Below are 16939 nucleotides of genomic sequence, written 5' to 3'. Positions count from 1 at the left end.
GTCTGTGCTGTGGATAGTTTGAAAAATGATGTGGCAGTTACCTTGGAATATCCCTGTAGAAGTTGTGAAGTGCTTAACACCTGAGTAAGTATGCCTTTCCTGCAGTGACAGGATTTACTATTGAAGCGCGGCGCTTGAAGCGTGGACACTTGTGGATTTACAGCAATGAAGTGAATAGCAAGCACGAATGGAAGGCATTGAGCCGGGCGTCAGTGCCAAATCCGTGACCACCAAGGGAAACTTCTTGGAGCCGCGTTTGTAAATCCCTGCCAATTTATCTGTGGCCGCTTAGTGACCCGCTAATTCGACTTTACAGAGAGGGGCATAAGTGAGCGCCTGCTAGCAGTATTAAAACCGCGGCAGCGCTATTTTGCGCATTCCAGCTACCGGATGTTGTATGACGATCCCAACGGCCTGCTCGATCTCGTTGTGGATAAGTTTGGAGGTTACCTGGCAATTCAGATCAGCAATTGGGGGGTGGAGTATTTGCAACAGCAAGTTGTGGATAAAGGGGATAGTTCGATTTGATGGCGCTGGACCTACCGATCTTTATTAAAAGACGCAAGGATCACCTGGTGGCCTAACGCGATCTCAACGTGCTGGCCATGCATCTGCTGGCGAAGGATGGGTTGTTTGTAAGCGCTTCCGGCTCCTGCAATCCGATGAGCTGCTCGACTGTGTAGCCGGCGGTGCGCACTGGCTGGGGCGATGTGCAGCTATTCTTGTCAATGGTGGCCAGGGTCCGGATTGCCCGGTACACCCCGCCATTGCTGAGATTATTAATCCGGCGACCATATAGTTCTGTATAAAATCCATTCTGAGGTTAGAGGGAACTGCATCATGCAGAGCTATATTTCCGCCGAGTTAATAATTACCTCAAGGCCTACTTTGTCCACCTGGGCCTCGAGCGCTGGTAGCCTCATGCCCCTTAAAAAACCCCGATGAAAGCCGGGGTTTTCCTGTCCTATCGTTTAGTCACGGTGTAGGTTCAGAAGATGTATTTCATCCCCACAGTGGCCACGCGCGGCCGGTTGGCGCGGGCGCCGTCTGGGCTGCGGCTGATAATCACCTGCTCGTCGAACAGGTTATCCACTTTCAGGTAACCCGTCAGGTCTGCGCTGAAGTCGTAGTGCGCGGCGGCATCCACCACCCACAGGGACTCGGTATAATCGAAGCGGTTCGTACCATCGCTGCGCTTACATTCATAGTCCACACACATCTCATCCTGGTAGGCAGCGGTGAGGGTCAGGCGCCAAGCGGCACGGCTATCCAGGCCGGCGGATACGGCAAAGACATTTTCCGGCAGGTACTCGAGATTATCGCCCGCCAGCAGGTCGCCATCATCACTGTCTTCAGTGATCTCCGCATCGGTATAGGTATAGCTGGCACGCACTGGCAGGGTCCAGCCGTTTGCGAGCACCCACTCACTGCCAAAGGCAGCTTCCAGGCCCTTGATTTCCGCCTCACCGAGTTGAAAGGTGCCACTCTCGGCTCCATTGGGGCAGGATACAGCCACAGAGCAGTTCTGCACAGCATTCTCATAGTCGCTATAGAAGGCGATCAGCTCGGCGGTGAGGGTGCCGTTATCAAAGCGTGCACCCCACTCGTAGTTGGTGGATAACTCAGGGCCCTGGCCGTTTTTGGCACCGGCGCCGGGGGGGGCGAAACCGCGATGGACACCCGCCAGCAGGCGCCACTGTTCGCTGACCTGATACACAAGCCCCAGCCCCGGCAGCCATTCATCTACCTGGTTGGAGCGGTAGCTGCCCTTTTCAAAGCGCTCTGCATCGTTATAGCGCTGCTCCTCGGTTTCCACATCTTCATAGCGCAGGACGGCCGTCAGGGTCAGCCGGTCGCCCAGTTGGATATCGTCGTAAATGAAGAACGAGGTGGCATCGGCTTCTCCAACCCGGTTATTGCCGCTTTCTCCTGCCGTATCGGGGATATTCATGTATTGGTAGATCAGTTGTCCATCAATCTGGCTATAGATCTCCACTGGTTGGAATCTATCCACTTCGTCCCGATGCCGGCGTATACCAAAGGTCAATTCGTGGGTGACGGAGCCGGTATCCAACAGCCAGTCGGCGCTGACCTGGATACCCTTGGACTCGTATTCACGGTTGTTGTGCTTGATACCGAAACCAAAGTAATCCTGTTGCCCATCGAGTATCGCTTGCGCATTTTCAGCTACAGTTTCGTTGTCGCTATTGGCATCATCAATCAGGCTTCCGAGGCTGACCTTAAACCAGTCACGCTTGAACTTGTTGTAGTAGGCCTGGGTATGCAGCGTGAAGCCCTCGCCCAGTTGGATGCTGTGATTCAGCTGCACGGTGCTGTGGCGGTTCTGCATTTCATCCAGGGCACTAATGCCGTAGCGGCGGTTGGGGTCGTCGTTTAAGTCGGCGTCAGTCAGGCCCAGGTAGCTCATGCCGGACTCCTCTTCGGAGTACTGCAGTTTGATATCCAGTTGCTGGCGATAGGCCGCATCCGCATCGGAGCGCAGGCGGCCCTTCAGCAGGTAGTCCTCTTTGGTGATATCCGCGCTGCCGGCGCGATCAATATCGCGGAAACCATCTGCATGCTGCTGCTGGGTTTCCAGCAGCCAGCCGGTGTTCTCGGTGCTGGTGCCGTAATAGCTGTGCAGGCGGGTCTCGCCATATTCGCCGGCTTCGAGCTGTACCATTCCAGCAGGGGTTTCCGGGATCGGTGTGCTCAGCATATTCACGGCACCGCCTACGGTGAATGGGCCATAGAGCAGGGCAGCGGGGCCCTTCAGCACTTCGATGGCGTCCAGGCGGCCGACGCTGGGGAAATAGTAGGCCTCCGGGGCTGAATAAGGTGCAGGCGCAATTAACACACCATCTTCCATCAGAGAGATCTTGCCGGAGCGACCTCCCTGGGCGCCACGAATCCCGATATTCGGCCGCAGGCCGTAACCATCCTCTTCAAGCAGGTAGACACCCGGCACCGAGCGCAGTATGCGGTTGATATCCACATATTCGAACTCGGCCAGCTCGTCGGCATCGACCAGGTGTGCAGAGCCCGGCAGGCTGGAGATAGAGCCGGGATCGCCAATGACGGAAACAGTCTCCAGGCGCTCTTCGGCCAAACTCGGCACAGCCGTCAATGCTGCCAGGGCAAATGCCAGAGGCGACAGGGGGAAAGGTTTCATGCACCCTCCAGAGAGTGATTAAAGTTAATAATGTTTTATCTGCTAATAAGAATGATTGTATTTTACCATTGAAGTGAGGTTCAACTGTCAATTTTTTTGATTGCCTTTTGGTGCCACCGGTGGATTGTCCCTTTTTGGACATTTTCTGTTCTATCAGGGTGATGTTTTGTAGGAGTCGCACTTTGCCCTGATTAGGATTGTGTCTGTGTATCCGTCTCGGGGGCGCCTGTGATTAGAAAGGCAGAGTCCAAAGAGCTGGACAGGCTGGAACAGCTGTGGCTGCATGCTGCGGTCAGCTCACACCCTTCCCTGCCCCGTGGCTTTTGGCTGGAGCGAGTGCACCAGTTTCGCCGTGACTGCCGGCGCGCCGGATTGTGCCTGGTGTTTACGGGCCGTCACCCCGCGGTCGCCGAAGCCTTTGTCACCCTTCTGGATCAAGACCGGCTTGCCCACCTGTGTGTCAGCCCCCTGTTTGCCGGTTGCGGTATTGGCGCGAGCCTGGTGGCTGCCGCCGGGCACGGAAAACCTCAACTGCAAACCCGGGTGCTCAGGGAGAACTTGCGCACACGTTATTTCCTGCAGAAGTACGGCTTTGTGGAAACCGGGCGCCGCCATTGTGTTGAGTACGGACAACCGCTGATTCTGATGCGCTGTAGTTCACTGCCGGCATAATCAGGTGGACCCTGCCCGTATGGGGGTGGGGCATTGCTTATAACCGAAAATTATTACTTCAATCCTTTTTATTGTTTCTATATAGGTAATGAACTGGGTAGCATGCCTTCCATCCTAGTTTTCCTGTGCATTGATTTTTATGGGACGCAACGCTTCTGCCAACCCCCTGCATTCTGTATCTGACCGATTCTTTCACCACGGTGCCGATTTGGGGGCGTTGAACCGTAATTTCGCCGGGGAAAAGCCCAGTGAGATCATGCGATTTACCATGGAGCATGCGTTAAACCCGGTGGTCTTCACCAATTTTCGCCCGCTGGCAGTGGCTTTTTTGCACTTGGTAACCAGAGCAAAACCGGATATCCCGGTCATCTGGGTAGACCACGGCTACAATACGCCGGAGACCTACCGCCATATAGAAGCTGTGGTAAGTAGGTTTAATCTGAATCTGCGCACTTATTCCTCAAAGATGTCAGCAGCCCACTACAACGCCGTGCATGGTGGTATTCCTCCGCTGGATACTCCCGAGCACGACTTTTTTTCACGCACGGTAAAACTGGAGCCGTTCAACCGCGCCATGGGGGAGCTGAAACCGGACGTCTGGCTGAACGGTATCCGCCACGACCAGAACGCACATCGCAAAAATCTGGATATATTCACCCAGGGCAATCACGACACCATCCGCGTGGCGCCGATGTTCCACTTAAGGGAAATGGATGTGGAAGAATATGTCTCCGACAACGGGCTGCCGGATAACGATGTGTACTTCGACCCCACCAAGGGGGAAGAGCACCGGGAATGTGGTTTGCTACTGGAAAAGTAACGGTGCACCAGCCCAGCGGAGTATAAACGCCCTGCGGGTGTGCAGCTGTTTCCTGTACGGACCGGATTTGTTAATTCGCTGTCACCCGACAATGACAACCCGGTAAAATTGTGAATATACCAATGCCAAAAGGATTACCCGAGCCAGTCTTAACCTCGGTGAGAATAGGGTCATTTCATACAGAAAAACCTAAACAATAATAGTGAAAGGGTATCGGCATTTGTCAAAACCCTGAAATCGTTATATACGGGAATTGGGGACATCAATGTAGTCATTGACTATGCCCCCGGTCCGGTTGTGGCCTCTCACACAGAGAAAGGCACTTGCTTTTTTGGGAAGGGGGAAGCCGGTGCAATGGTTAACCCACGCACAATAAGGCGGTTATTTGAGGTGATAGCTTTGTGCCTGTCTGGGCAGACAATGAAGTTTATGCCAGTACTCTGAAGAGTTAGTATTTTCTGTAGTGTCTGTCGTATTTGTTTCAGGGTGGGCTATCCTGTCGTTAACTATCAATCCCATGAAGTATGGCAGCACCGGAACCCCTCTTGAGGAATCTTTTCGATAGCTTTTGTCGCTCCAGAAGAGCGCGATGCACTACCGGAGTGCTTGGTCTGGTGATCGCTGTGCCGTTCCTGCTTTGGGGGATGTTCGGTGCTATGGGCATTGTTCCGTCACTTCAAGAGGTTTTTGGGATATCGGGGCTGCGTATTCCTGCGGCAATCACAATTTTCGGTTTGCTGATCGCGGCTGTTGGCTTCTGGGATTATGATGACGATTAACTGGGAGATACCTGTGTTCAAGCTTTCGGATGTTTTTATTTTGTTGGCGGTTGCCATATCTTTTATCCTGTCTGGTTATTTGTGGTTTAGTGGATATAAGGCGCAGGGGATTTTTACTGCGCTTTGGGTGCCGAGCATACTGGCTTTTGGCATCTACTTTAAGGTATCGGCATTAATCGCGCGTAGGGACTGACAGTGTCTGACTTATACATTCTTGTGATCGCAGCCAGTGTATTTATTTGTATGTTGGTTGGTATCATTATGACGGTGTATGAATTTCACAGGGCGGGCTCGGAACCTGTTCAACCTGGAGCAGACAGGGAAATGAAAGCGGGCGTTCCTAAGTGGCGTGGAACACGCAGATAAATGCGCAAAGCCTGGGGCGGAGGTTGTGGCAAAAACCCTCCGCATGGATCAATGTGCAGCCGTAAATAAGGGCGGCAAAGCGCCACCCTTTTTAAGGACCGTTCACTCCATATTAAAACGTGTAAGTCATTTTTCCATAGATAAAACGGCCGCGCGGATCATGCTGGGATTGTACATAGCCATACAGATCGGCATCGCCATCACCAATCGCAAAGGGAGGCGCTTCGTCGAAAACATTATCTGCGCCCAAGCTCAGGATCATATTCGTAAAACCGGTGTACCGCGCCTGTAGGTTTGTGGTCAGGAATGAGTCCACAGTGCGGGAAGTATTGGTGTCGTAATCTAAAGTGCCGTCAAAATCTATATCTGGAGTATCTTCAAACTCTCCTATATAGTTAAGCCCCATCCTGAATTCAAAATTGTCAAAGTTCCAGTCGGCACTTGCTGACCATCGATGCTCAGGATATTCATACTCTCCCGCTAGATTTCTACTATTCAATGCAGAACTGGTAGAAAGTTGTTCAACCCGTTCGAATTCATTGAGATAGGTATAGTCCAACCGAAGACCCAAGCTTCCTCCCGTTAAAGGAATGCCAAAATAAACAAAGGTAAGATCAATACCTGACGCAGATTGCTCGCCAACATTAATTATCTCACCGGTAATAGACTGCAAGTTTCCAAGCGTATCCTCGCCAAGAGGAGTGTCCCTTCGACAAATGCTACTTTCTTGATCATTACAGTGTTGGCTATATAGGTGGCCAAAAACCTTATCAATCTTATCCTCTTGGGTAATACCCCAGTAGTCGAGAGACAATTGCATGTCCTCTAGAGGCTCGAGCACAATGCCAAAGTTATAAGACTCAGATTTTTCCGCATCTAAATTCGGGTTGCCAGAAAATACAATCGTATAGTCTGTTTGATTACAGTAGGTTTCATTGATCTCGCAGCCATAGGTATCTACGAAAAACAGAGATTCCTGGGATTCGCCAAGTCCTATTTGTGCCAGGGAGGGGGCCCGGAATCCGGTGCCCCAGGAAGCACGCAGGGACAGTCTGTCATTGACGGTCCACAACAAGTTGGCCATGGGGTTGGTCGTGCTGCCAAAGTCACTGTAGTCGTCATAGCGACCAGCCAGGGTCAGGTCGAAATTGGCGGGGAGGGGAATGGCGAATTCAATAAAAGCGGAAGTGATATCCCGGCTGGCCTTGGCGGATACGGATTCGGTGCCAAAGATCAGGCCGCGCTGGAACTGGTCATCGGGGTTATCGGAAGCTTTTTCCTCGCGGTACTCAAGCCCCGTCGCCATTGCGATCATACCGCTGGTGGTATCGAGCAGATCGCCATTGATGGTGAGGTCATAACTGGTAAGCTCGGATTTTCCCTGGCGCACCAGGCTGGTGGTAATGGCGTCAATCACAGCGTCCGGATTCTGTACGCCACCGAAGGGGTTGTAGTGCCCCGCATTGATTTCCTCCTGCAGCAGATCCGTGCGAACCCAGCCTTGGGAGCGATTGCCGGTCTGTGTGGACTCGCTGCGGGAGCGTTGTACCGAGGCTTCCCAGTTCCAATCGGCAATACCGCCGCGCAGCCCGAAGACACCGCGCAGGTTATCGGTTTCTATATCCCACTGGCGTGCGCCTGCATCCACGGTGCGATAGCGGAAGATATTCACACGTTCACCGAAGGGGTTGTTGGGATGATCTGCGTCCACGTAGAGTTCAGCATCTCCGTCCAGCGGGGTAGGGGCGCCCTGGGCCACAGAGGTATTGTGTTGCACAGCAATTTCGCTGAAGAATTCAATATTCTCGGTCAGATCTGTGTGGCCGAGCACCAACAGGCCAGTGCGCTCCGCCTCCGGGGTAATCAGAGTCCAGGGGCCGTAGTCGTAGACACAGACCGTTCCGGTATCGCGCTCTTCCGGACAGTTCGGGTCGGGGACCGTCACCCCGCTGGGTAGTGTAAAACTGCCTGGGTAGCCCCGCGACGAGCGGAAGTCCTCTCCACCCCGGCCGGACTGATTAGCTGTGCCCAGGCCGCTGCGCTCGGTACTGGCCAGGCGGCTGTTTTTATGGTGGTCAAGGATCACTGTGAGGTTGGAGTCTTCGCCGTTGATGCCCCAGACTGCGGAGAGGGACTGCTCGTCATAACCGTCGGCACCGCCGTAATCCATGGAGATCTCCGCGCCTTCGAAATCCTTGCGCAGCACCAGATTGACCACACCGGCCACCGCATCGGACCCATAAATGGCGGAGGCGCCGTCCTTCAGGACTTCCACCCGCTCGACAGCGGCCAGAGGAATACTGTTGATATCGACAAAGTTGGTGGTGATGCCCTCGGCAAAGGCGCTGATAGCCACACGCCGACCATTGACCAATACCAGGGTGGCGTCCGAGCCCATACCGCGCAGGCTCACAGCGGCGGCGCCATTGGCGGTGGAATCCTGATTGTTGCCGCGGGTGGAAAAGGTGCCGTTACCGGCGGCCGGGTTCTTTTCGAATAGCTGTTGCAAATTGGTGTAACCGGATTTTTCGATGGATTCGCGATCCAAAACCTGCACCGGTGTGGCATTCTCAAATTCGCTGTTGCGGTTGATGCGCGACCCTACAACAGTGATCTCTTCGATGGCGCCTTCCTCGGCGGCGAGGAGGGTTTGTGGTGTTGTTGCGGCAGCAGCAGCGGCGAGGATGGCGCTGGCCAGTAAGGTGCGGCGGGGAGTGAAATTTTCCATGATCCTTGCTCTTCCTTTTGTCGTCATTATCCGTGACTGGCCCAAAATGGCTGGTCGTCGGGCAACACTAGCAATGGCGGAATACCGAAACAATTGGCTGTCGGCCGAGCAGCGGTTTATTGAAGAAATGGGTGATATAAATCCCATTATTTAGAGAATCAACGCGCCAAACTGCAGCAGTAGCGGTTTACCCTAAGCACTTGAACCCTGGGGAACGCCAGACCGGTTTGCGCAGCGCCTTTCTAGGGCGGCAATTAAATACACCATGGGGGTCTTAGTACCTTGCCAGAGGCATTGTAAAAGGGTACCCAGTGGCTATCTGGTTCCGGTTGGCCACAACTGACAGATCAGGAAGAGTAGCGCGGCCGCCAGCACGATGGCGGGACCTGCAGGGGTATTCCACAGAATCGAGGCCAGCAGACCGAGTACGACGGCGAGGCATCCGATCAGCGATGCCATCATGGCCATGAACTCCGGTGTACGGGAGAGCTTATGCGCAGCCGCTGCGGGAATGATCAACAGCGCGGTAATCAGCAATACACCCACGACCTTCATGGCGATGGCGATCAGTAGTGCCAGCATCAACATCAGTGCCAGGCGCACCCGCTCTACGGGTATCCCCTCAACAGAAGCGAGCTCCTCGTGCAGAGTAAAGGCCAGAAGTTTCTCCCAGAGAAAACAGAGCAGCAAAAGAATCCCCACCGCAGTGGCAGACATCAGCAGCAGGTCCTGGCCATTGACTGCGAGCAGATCGCCGAGCAAAAGTGAGAGTAAATCCGCTTTAATCCCGAACAGGCCTATGGTGACGATGCCTAGGGCGAGCATTGAGTGGGAAAGAATCCCAAGCAGGGTGTCCACGGCGAGTTTCTGGCGGCGCTGCAGGTACACGAGCAGTATTGCCAGCAGGCAACAGGTACCGCCTATCGCCAGTATCGGCAGAATATGCAAAACATAACCCAGGGTGATGCCGAGCAGGGCGGAGTGCGCCAGGGTATCGCCAAAGTAGGCCATGCGTCGCCAAACGGCGAAACACCCCAAAGGGCCGCTGACCAAAGCGACCAGCAGACCGGCGCCCAGGGCGTACCATAGGAATTGGCTGTGCAGTAATTCGCCGGGCTCAATCACTGATGTTCACTCTTTGTCTTTGGCTGCAGGTGTTGGGTCGAAGTACTCGCGTGGGCAATCGGCTGCATTCGCGATATCGCCGCTGAGGTGATGTTGGTGGTTGTGCTGATGGGTGTATGGGGCCACCTTGTCGCCGAACAGCTCCAGATAGGCCGGGTCCCGGCTGACCTGTTCCGGGAGGCCGTGACAACAGATATGTTGATTGAGACACAGTACCCGGTCCGTGGCCGCCATGACCAGGCGCAGATCGTGGGAAACCAGCAGAACGCCACAACCGAGTTCGTCCCGAAGCGTGGCGATCAACTGGTACAATTCACCCTGGCCACCCACATCCACACCCTGGGTGGGCTCATCCAGAACCAGTAGGTGTGGTTTGCGGGATGCCGCACGGGCCAGCAGCACTCTCTGCATTTCTCCGCCGGAGAGGTTGGACAGGCTGGTATTTTTTAGCTGCCCGGCCCCGACTCTGTCCAGTGCGGCCTGCGCCTGGGAAGGCTTCAAGTGCCGCTGACCCAATAATAAAAAGCGTTCGACCGACATAGGCATGGCGCTGTCAATGTGCAGTCGCTGGGGCATATAGCCGATACGCAGCCCCGGTTTACGCCAGATGATGCCGCTGCTGGGCCTGGACAGGCCCAGCAGCAGTCGCAGCAGCGTGGTTTTGCCGGCACCGTTGGGGCCGATAAGGGTGACTATGTCGTCCTGTCTCAACTCTAAAGTAATGTCCTTTAGCAGTTGCCGACCGGCGAGCTGCAGAGAGACATTGTCGGCAGTAATGAGCGACTCAGAAGGGCTCAGGGTGAAATCTCCGGGGCTGGCATGGGCAAGAGGCATGGGTGTTCCGGCGTTGCTGCGAGCCCGTTGGGTTGGGAGTTGGCCAATCGGGCTGGCGGCTTAAAGCCGGTTGTGATTATATCGCAGTTTTGCGTTGCCATTTATCTTCCATGTTTCCCTCTACGCGTATTTTCCCTTTATCCGTTTTGGCCCTGTTCGGTTTTTGCCTCCTGGCCTGTGGTGATCCGAAACCTTCCCCTGGGGGGGAGCTGGTGGTGAGCGTGCGCCCGCTGGCTTTGATCGCACAGGAGATTACCAAGGGTGAGATACCCATTCGGATATTGATCGAGGGAAGGGATCCACACCACTATGCACCCAGTATCCCTGAACGGGCAGCTCTGGAGCGGGCATTATTGATCGTGTGGCTGGGCCCGCAGATGGAGGGTGTTATGGCCGGGCAGATGGCATCTCTACCCGCCGAGAGGCAGTTGCAGCTGTTGACCAATAGTACTTTTGAATATCAGGGCGCCAGCGCTGCGGACATGCACCTGTGGCTGCGCCCGCGCAACGCGGCCATTGCGGCGGCGCAAATTGCCGAGCGTCTGGCACAGCTGCGGCCGCAAAGCGCCGAGTTGTATCGGCGTCGCGCGCGGGATTTCTCGCGCTCCATGGCCAACCTGCAGAAAGTACTGGATCGCGCCCTATGGGGCTATCGTAACGTGCCTATAGTGGTGACCCACGACGCCTACGGGCATTTCTTTGGTTCCGCCGGGATAGAGACACGCGCGCTGGCCTACGGCAGCGATAGGGGGTACGGTGCCAGAGCCATGCTTGATCTCTCTGGTGCGGGGGAGGGCTGTCTGTTTGGCGATGTCCCGGAAAACGCGCGCGACAGACAGCTGGCCAGGCACCTGGGCCTGCACTATGGGACCCTGGACTCCCTCGGTGCGCAGTTGGGCCCGGATGCCAGCTACCGGGATCTGATTGAATCCCTGCTGGCCCAGGCCCGCGGGTGTCTGAGCCGGATTCCCGACGCGTCCACCCGCGGCTCCCGGAATTGAATACAATTCGGTTGGTTTTGGATTTTTGATGGGAGAGGGCGCCCAGCGGTGTTGACGCTGGGCGAAGCGCTGTGTTGGTATGGTCCGCTCAGTCGGGGGGATTGGCACTGCTCTTTAATTGTTGTAATTTTTTTGCGCGGTCGGCATCCCGTCTGGCCTGCTGACGCAGTTTTTCCAGTTGACGCATCTGGCGTTGAAACAGCCGCTTTTCCTGTGCCTGCCGGGCCTCCTTGAGCATCAACTCATGATTTGATGCGGTGGTGTGTTTTGAGGGAAGTCCCTCTGTGTCCGAGTGCCTGTCCCGAGCCTCCTCAGCTTCACCGGCCAAAACAGCGCCTGCCGAAGCTTGTATGCAGGTGATCATTAATAGAGCGGTGCCGATCACTCCTCTCATGGTTGGATTCCTTCCTTCATCATCTGTTGGGTCCTATTTTCATGGGAATAAAAGTGCCTGTGCCGCCTGATGGCAGCCTGGGCGCATTTGGTTCCCGGGGGAGTTAGCGAGCGGTGAAAGTCGCTATCGAGAAGACTAGCCCAGTGTGTGGTTCTGATGCGGTTGGTGCGCCAATAGTTGTTATGTGCAGGTTGAGCGGAAAATCTGCGTGAAGGGCGTTATCCTATTGGCCAGCCCGCCTCCTGTGGGTGCAAATAAAGCCCAACAACAGACCCCTTGACTTATGAGCAAACAAAGCCCCGATGCCGTCCCACTGATTTTGGTGGACGGTTCCTCATACCTGTATCGCGCCTACCATGCCCTGCCGCCGCTGACCACCAGCCAGGGAAAACCCACCGGTGCAGTTCGCGGCGTCATCAGCATGTTGCGCCGCCACTTGAAGGAGCACGTCGACAGTACTGTGGTAGTGGTCTTTGATGCCAAGGGCAAAACCTTCCGCGACGAGATGTTTGCTGAGTACAAGTCCCACCGCCCGCCGATGCCAGATGACCTGCGCGAGCAGATTCAGCCGATACACGACATTGTCGACGCTATGGGCCTGCCTCGTCTGGTAGTGGATGGGGTTGAGGCAGACGATGTGATCGGCACTCTGGCATTGGAGGCACAGCGCAGCGGCCAGGAGGTGATTATTTCCACTGGCGACAAGGATATGGCGCAACTGGTGCGTCAAGGGATTAGCCTGGTCAACACCATGTCCAATACTGAGATGGACAGAGAAGGTGTGGTAAAAAAGTTTGGCATAGGGCCGGAGCTGATTATCGATTTCCTCGCTTTGATGGGGGATAAATCCGACAACATTCCCGGCGTGCCGGGCGTCGGGGAAAAGACGGCGTTGGCGTTATTGCAGAACCTTGGCGGCCTTAAAGAGATTTACGCCGATCTGGGTGCCATTGCCACTTTGGGCTTTCGCGGTGCCAAGACCCTCGGCAGTAAATTGGCCGAACATCGCGCGGCGGCACAGCTCTCTTACAGGCTCGCCACCATCAAAACCGACGTGGAAATGCCCTACCACCCCCAGAATCTGCACAACTCGGCACCGAATACCGGGAAGTTGATCGAGTTATTCGAACAAAACGAGTTTCGCACCTGGCTGGAAGAGCTGACCAGCGACAAGGTCGAGGAGGCCATGGCCGAGGCGGTGGAACGGGACTATGTGGTCGTGACAGCAATGGCCGAGCTGGATGCCTGGCTGCAGCAGCTCAAAAAGTCAGAAATCTTTGCCTTCGATACGGAGACCACCAGCCTCAACTATATGCAGGCCAAGCTGGTGGGGGTGTCCTTTGCGGTTGAGCCCTACCGCGCCGCCTACGTGCCGCTGGCCCACGATTATATGGGCACACCTGAGCAGCTGCCATTTGAACAGGTACTGCAGAAGCTAAAGCCGCTTCTGGAAGACGAGAAGCAAAGGAAAGTGGGGCAGAACTTAAAATACGACAGCCATATCCTGGCAAACTATGGCATTGGGCTGCGCGGTATTGCGCGGGATACCATGCTGGAATCCTATGTGCTCGACAGCACCGCCAGCCGTCACGATATGGACAGCCTCGCGCTCAAATACCTGGGAGAGCACACGGTGCATTTTGAGGATATTGCCGGCAAGGGCGCCAAGCAGCTGACCTTTAATCAAATAGCGCTGGACAAAGCCGGCCCCTACGCGGCGGAGGATGCCGATATCACCCTGCGCCTGCACCGGGCATTGAGCGATCGGCTGGCGCGGGAGCCCTCTCTGGTAAAGGTCCTCGATGAAATTGAGATGCCCCTGTTGCCGGTGCTTGTACGCATGGAGCGCAACGGTGCCTACATAGACGCAAAAATGCTCGCGGGACAGAGTGCCGAACTGGAACAGGAGATGCGTGAGCTGGAGCAGCAGGCCTACGCGGTGGCAGGAGAGGAATTCAATCTGAGTTCCACCAAGCAGCTGGGAGCGATTCTTTTTGAAAAGTTACAAATCCCGGTGATCAAGAAAACCCCCAAGGGGGCGCCTTCCACAGCGGAAGCGGTGTTGCAGGAGCTGGCCCACAATCACGAGTTACCGGCGCTGATCATGCAGTACCGGGGCTTGGCCAAGCTGAAAAACACCTATACCGACAAGCTGCCGAAAATGATTGATCCTGTCAGTGGCCGTGTGCACACTTCCTACCACCAGGCGGTGACGGCCACTGGACGCCTCTCTTCCAGCGATCCCAACCTGCAGAATATCCCGATTCGAACCGAGGAGGGCCGCCGAATCCGCCGGGCCTTCACCGCGGATCCGCGGTTCAATGGTGGCAGTGAGATCATCGCTGCGGACTATTCACAAATCGAGTTGCGCATTATGGCGCACCTGTCTGCAGATAAAGGGCTGGTGAATGCCTTTGAGCGCGGCGCAGATATCCACCGGGCCACTGCCGCAGAAGTGTTTGAAGTGGCTTTGGATGAGGTCAGCGACGAGCAGCGCCGCCGCGCCAAGGCCATCAACTTCGGCCTGATTTACGGTATGTCGGCCTACGGTTTGGCCAGGCAACTGGGCATTCCCCGCGCAGATGCACAGACTTATATAAACCGTTACTTCGAGCGCTATCCGGGGGTTCTGCGCTATATGGAAAACACCCGTAAACAGGCTGCGGAAAAGGGCTATGTGGAAACCCTGTTTGGCCGCCGCCTGTACCTGCCGCAGATCCACTCTCGCAATGCCATGCAGCGCCAGGCCGCCGAGCGCACTGCGATCAATGCGCCCATGCAGGGCTCGGCCGCAGATATTATCAAGCGCGCCATGATTGCAGTGGACACCAGGCTGACAGGGCAAAACCTGAACAGCAAGCTGATCCTGCAGGTGCATGACGAACTGGTGCTGGAGGTCCCCGAGCCGGAAATAGAGACTGTTGCAACTGCTGTGACGGAATTGATGCAGGGCGCCGCGCAATTGCGTGTACCGCTGATCGTCGATCTGGGGCGCGGCAAGGACTGGGACCAGGCGCATTGAAGCCCCGGCCGTTAGAGGTTTTTTACGCCTACAGGGACGTTCAAGGCAGTGCCGATGTAAACAAGTGGTTTCCGTCGATGCCTGATTGGTGAAAGGCGCGCCAATATTTGTGTTTTTACTGCCATTTTTACAATCTTTAGCGAAATCCGTGGAACTGTTCCGGCGACAGCCTCTCTAAAATGGCAAGATTGTTGGAATGCGTCATCATCCCCCAAGGAAGTCAGATGTTTGCCCCGGAACTCCCCCAAGTCCGGGGCATTTTTTTGTCCCCTCAAGTTGAATTTTGCTCGTCGGGCGTCCTTTTGCAGCTTTTTTCTTCTATTGCATAACGCAGGCCCGACCGGCAGACCCGCCGGGCGTTAACTGGACTAGTCTGAGCACTGCGGAGACCCAATTCCCGCGGGGGCATTTTCAGGTGCCTGTACCCAGCTTCCACTAACCTGCGGTTTTACGTGTTGTGAAAAAAGAGAATATTTGGGTTTTGTTTGCCTGGCGAATATCGGTGCAGGCCCCGCCAAGTTGAGTAAGTCATTCAAGGGCGCCGATCAATGGATGATGGAACCTCCATTGGATTGCCGGGTTTATCAATAAAGAGACTTTGGTACGGATGCATAGGCTGAACGAGCAACAATCGCCCGGTATTCCCCGTGCCATTCACCAGCCTGAGGAGCCAGTTGCATGATTGATAGAGTCGGCCTGACTATCCGACGGTTTTTGGCAGGTTGGCGATGAGCCGATTGAAACTTTTTAGCTTGGATATTGGCGCCGATTTTTGTGGACGTGTAGCCGCTGCCCTGGGAGAGCCCATTTCCCGGCACGAGGAATACAGTTTTGTCGATGGTGAACACAAAGTACGCCCCCTGGATGACGTGGAGGGGGCCGATGTGTTTCTTGTGCAGTCTCTGTATGCCGATACATGTAGCAGTCTCGATGAAAAACTGTTGCGCAGCCTGTTTTTTATCGGTGCCCTCAAGGATGCTGGAGCGTCGCGTATTACTTCCGTGATGCCCTATCTGTGTTATGGGCGTAAAGATCGGCGCACAAAGTTGCATGACCCCTTACCGATGCGGTATTTGGCCAGCTTTCTGGAGGCAGCAGGTACCCACACGGTAATGACGATGGACGCCCACAACCTGTCCGCCTTTGAGAATGCGTTCCGCTGTCGCACCGTCCATTTGCTCGCCCGGCCTCTCCTGGTGGCATTTGCCGCAGGGCGGCTGGCTGGTGAGCAGCGGCCACTGGTAGTGTTGTCCCCGGACGAGGGTGGCATCAAGCGCGCGGAGAGGTTGCGCCGGGCACTGGGTGAGCGATTGCAAAGAGCGATCGGTAGAGTTTTTGTAGAGAAATATCGCAGTGGCGAGCAGATCAGCGGTGGCACCTTGATTGGTGACGTTAAAGGAGCGGTAGTGCTGATTGTGGATGACCTGATTGCCAGCAGTGCAACCCTCTGCCGGGCGACGCTGGCCGCTGAGGCTGCGGGGGCTGCGCGTATCATCGCACTCACTAGTCACGGCCAGTTCAGTGGAGATGCCAGGGCCCTGGTGTCGCGCCTTCCAGTGGAGGTCGTTGCCCTGACCAACTCCCTACCCCAGACAGACTTGCCGAGCAAGTGCGAACTGCTCGATTGTGCGCCCCTTCTGGCAGAGGGAATCCGCCGCCTTCACGACAACGGCCCGGTATGTGAATTGACGATTTGAAGGGCCTTTCCCCGTGAATGCCGGCTACAGGCCCCGGTTATTGGAAAAAATCCATCGTTTACATTTATTTACTCAAACCCTGGGAACAAAAGAATCTTCAGGCGTATCCAAACGACCAGATCATTGTTACTCCCTAACCCCAAAGCGTTCAGCTTTTTCACCCCGGATTATCCCCAACTCCGGGGTTTTTTTCTGCCTGATAGTCTCTCGGGGCGCGGGTGGCAGGTCCCGGCCTTCAGGCATCAATCCGGATTGGTTGACGAGATTGGAATCTATTTCCGGAAATTCAGGGGCGGGCGAGTATAGTATTCACATTCCTCGGGCTATTT

Annotated in this window: 15 protein-coding genes; 10 read left to right on the top strand and 5 right to left on the bottom strand. The window is 55.3% G+C overall.

From position 1 onward, the window contains the following. Positions 1–104: 104 nt before the first annotated feature. Complete coding sequence (locus Q1A48_RS01565) at positions 105–227, top strand: hypothetical protein (protein WP_299940238.1); 123 nt, start codon at positions 105–107, stop codon at positions 225–227. A 163-nt stretch (positions 228–390) separates the two neighbouring features. After that, a complete protein-coding gene (locus Q1A48_RS01560; RefSeq protein WP_299940235.1) occupies positions 391–528 on the top strand; it encodes a hypothetical protein in 138 nt (45 codons plus the stop codon). A 460-nt stretch (positions 529–988) separates the two neighbouring features. Here the strand turns inward: Q1A48_RS01560 and Q1A48_RS01555 are convergent, their stop codons facing one another. Further along, a complete protein-coding gene (locus Q1A48_RS01555) occupies positions 989–3172 on the bottom strand; it encodes a TonB-dependent receptor (protein WP_299940233.1) in 2184 nt (727 codons plus the stop codon). A 228-nt stretch (positions 3173–3400) separates the two neighbouring features. On the opposite strand from Q1A48_RS01555, the gene Q1A48_RS01550 reads away from it, so the two are divergent. The 4 genes from Q1A48_RS01550 (at position 3401) to Q1A48_RS01535 (ending at position 5636) form a co-directional block, all read left to right on the top strand. Continuing rightward, the gene (locus Q1A48_RS01550) at positions 3401–3844 is read left to right on the top strand and encodes a GNAT family N-acetyltransferase (protein WP_299940231.1); all 444 of its coding nucleotides are present in this window, start codon (positions 3401–3403) and stop codon (positions 3842–3844) included. A 139-nt stretch (positions 3845–3983) separates the two neighbouring features. After that, positions 3984–4664, top strand: coding sequence for a phosphoadenosine phosphosulfate reductase family protein (locus Q1A48_RS01545; protein ID WP_299940228.1), 681 nt, complete (start codon positions 3984–3986; stop codon positions 4662–4664). A gap of 602 nt (positions 4665–5266) precedes the next feature. Next, complete coding sequence (locus Q1A48_RS01540; protein WP_299940225.1) at positions 5267–5443, top strand: hypothetical protein; 177 nt, start codon at positions 5267–5269, stop codon at positions 5441–5443. A 13-nt stretch (positions 5444–5456) separates the two neighbouring features. Then, positions 5457–5636, top strand: coding sequence for a hypothetical protein (locus Q1A48_RS01535; protein WP_299940223.1), 180 nt, complete (start codon positions 5457–5459; stop codon positions 5634–5636). Positions 5637–5921: 285 nt separating this feature from the next. Here Q1A48_RS01535 and Q1A48_RS01530 read toward each other — a convergent pair whose 3' ends face one another. Continuing rightward, positions 5922–8537: a TonB-dependent receptor gene (locus Q1A48_RS01530; RefSeq protein WP_299940221.1), complete on the bottom strand. Its 2616-nt coding sequence runs from the start codon at positions 8535–8537 to the stop codon at positions 5922–5924. On the opposite strand from Q1A48_RS01530, the gene Q1A48_RS01525 reads away from it, so the two are divergent. Beyond that, on the top strand, positions 8524–8691 hold the full coding sequence (locus Q1A48_RS01525; protein WP_299940218.1) for a hypothetical protein: 168 nt from the start codon (positions 8524–8526) through the stop codon (positions 8689–8691). The two genes, Q1A48_RS01530 and Q1A48_RS01525, sit on opposite strands and share 14 nt — an antisense overlap. Before the next feature lie 161 nt (positions 8692–8852). Here Q1A48_RS01525 and Q1A48_RS01520 read toward each other — a convergent pair whose 3' ends face one another. Both Q1A48_RS01520 and Q1A48_RS01515 read right to left on the bottom strand, forming a co-directional pair. Continuing rightward, entirely contained in the window at positions 8853–9662 is an 810-nt protein-coding gene (locus tag Q1A48_RS01520; RefSeq protein WP_299940215.1) for an iron chelate uptake ABC transporter family permease subunit, read from the bottom strand. 6 nt (positions 9663–9668) lie between these two features. Next, positions 9669–10496, bottom strand: a complete 828-nt coding sequence (locus tag Q1A48_RS01515) for an ATP-binding cassette domain-containing protein (protein ID WP_299940212.1) — start codon at positions 10494–10496, stop codon at positions 9669–9671. A 215-nt stretch (positions 10497–10711) separates the two neighbouring features. On the opposite strand from Q1A48_RS01515, the gene Q1A48_RS01510 reads away from it, so the two are divergent. Beyond that, complete coding sequence (locus Q1A48_RS01510) at positions 10712–11497, top strand: zinc ABC transporter substrate-binding protein (protein ID WP_299940209.1); 786 nt, start codon at positions 10712–10714, stop codon at positions 11495–11497. A gap of 88 nt (positions 11498–11585) precedes the next feature. Here Q1A48_RS01510 and Q1A48_RS01505 read toward each other — a convergent pair whose 3' ends face one another. Then, positions 11586–11891, bottom strand: a complete 306-nt coding sequence (locus Q1A48_RS01505; protein WP_299940206.1) for a hypothetical protein — start codon at positions 11889–11891, stop codon at positions 11586–11588. A 283-nt stretch (positions 11892–12174) separates the two neighbouring features. Between Q1A48_RS01505 and polA the strand changes: the two genes are divergently transcribed. Further along, a complete protein-coding gene (gene polA / locus Q1A48_RS01500; RefSeq protein WP_299940203.1) occupies positions 12175–14913 on the top strand; it encodes a DNA polymerase I in 2739 nt (912 codons plus the stop codon). A 728-nt stretch (positions 14914–15641) separates the two neighbouring features. Then, entirely contained in the window at positions 15642–16610 is a 969-nt protein-coding gene (gene prs, locus Q1A48_RS01495; RefSeq protein WP_299940201.1) for a ribose-phosphate diphosphokinase, read from the top strand. Positions 16611–16939: the final 329 nt, after the last annotated feature.

This window comes from uncultured Microbulbifer sp., assembly GCF_947489355.1.
Taxonomy (GTDB): Bacteria; Pseudomonadota; Gammaproteobacteria; order Pseudomonadales; family Cellvibrionaceae; genus Microbulbifer.
This window is presented reverse-complemented; position numbering and strand designations above follow the sequence as displayed.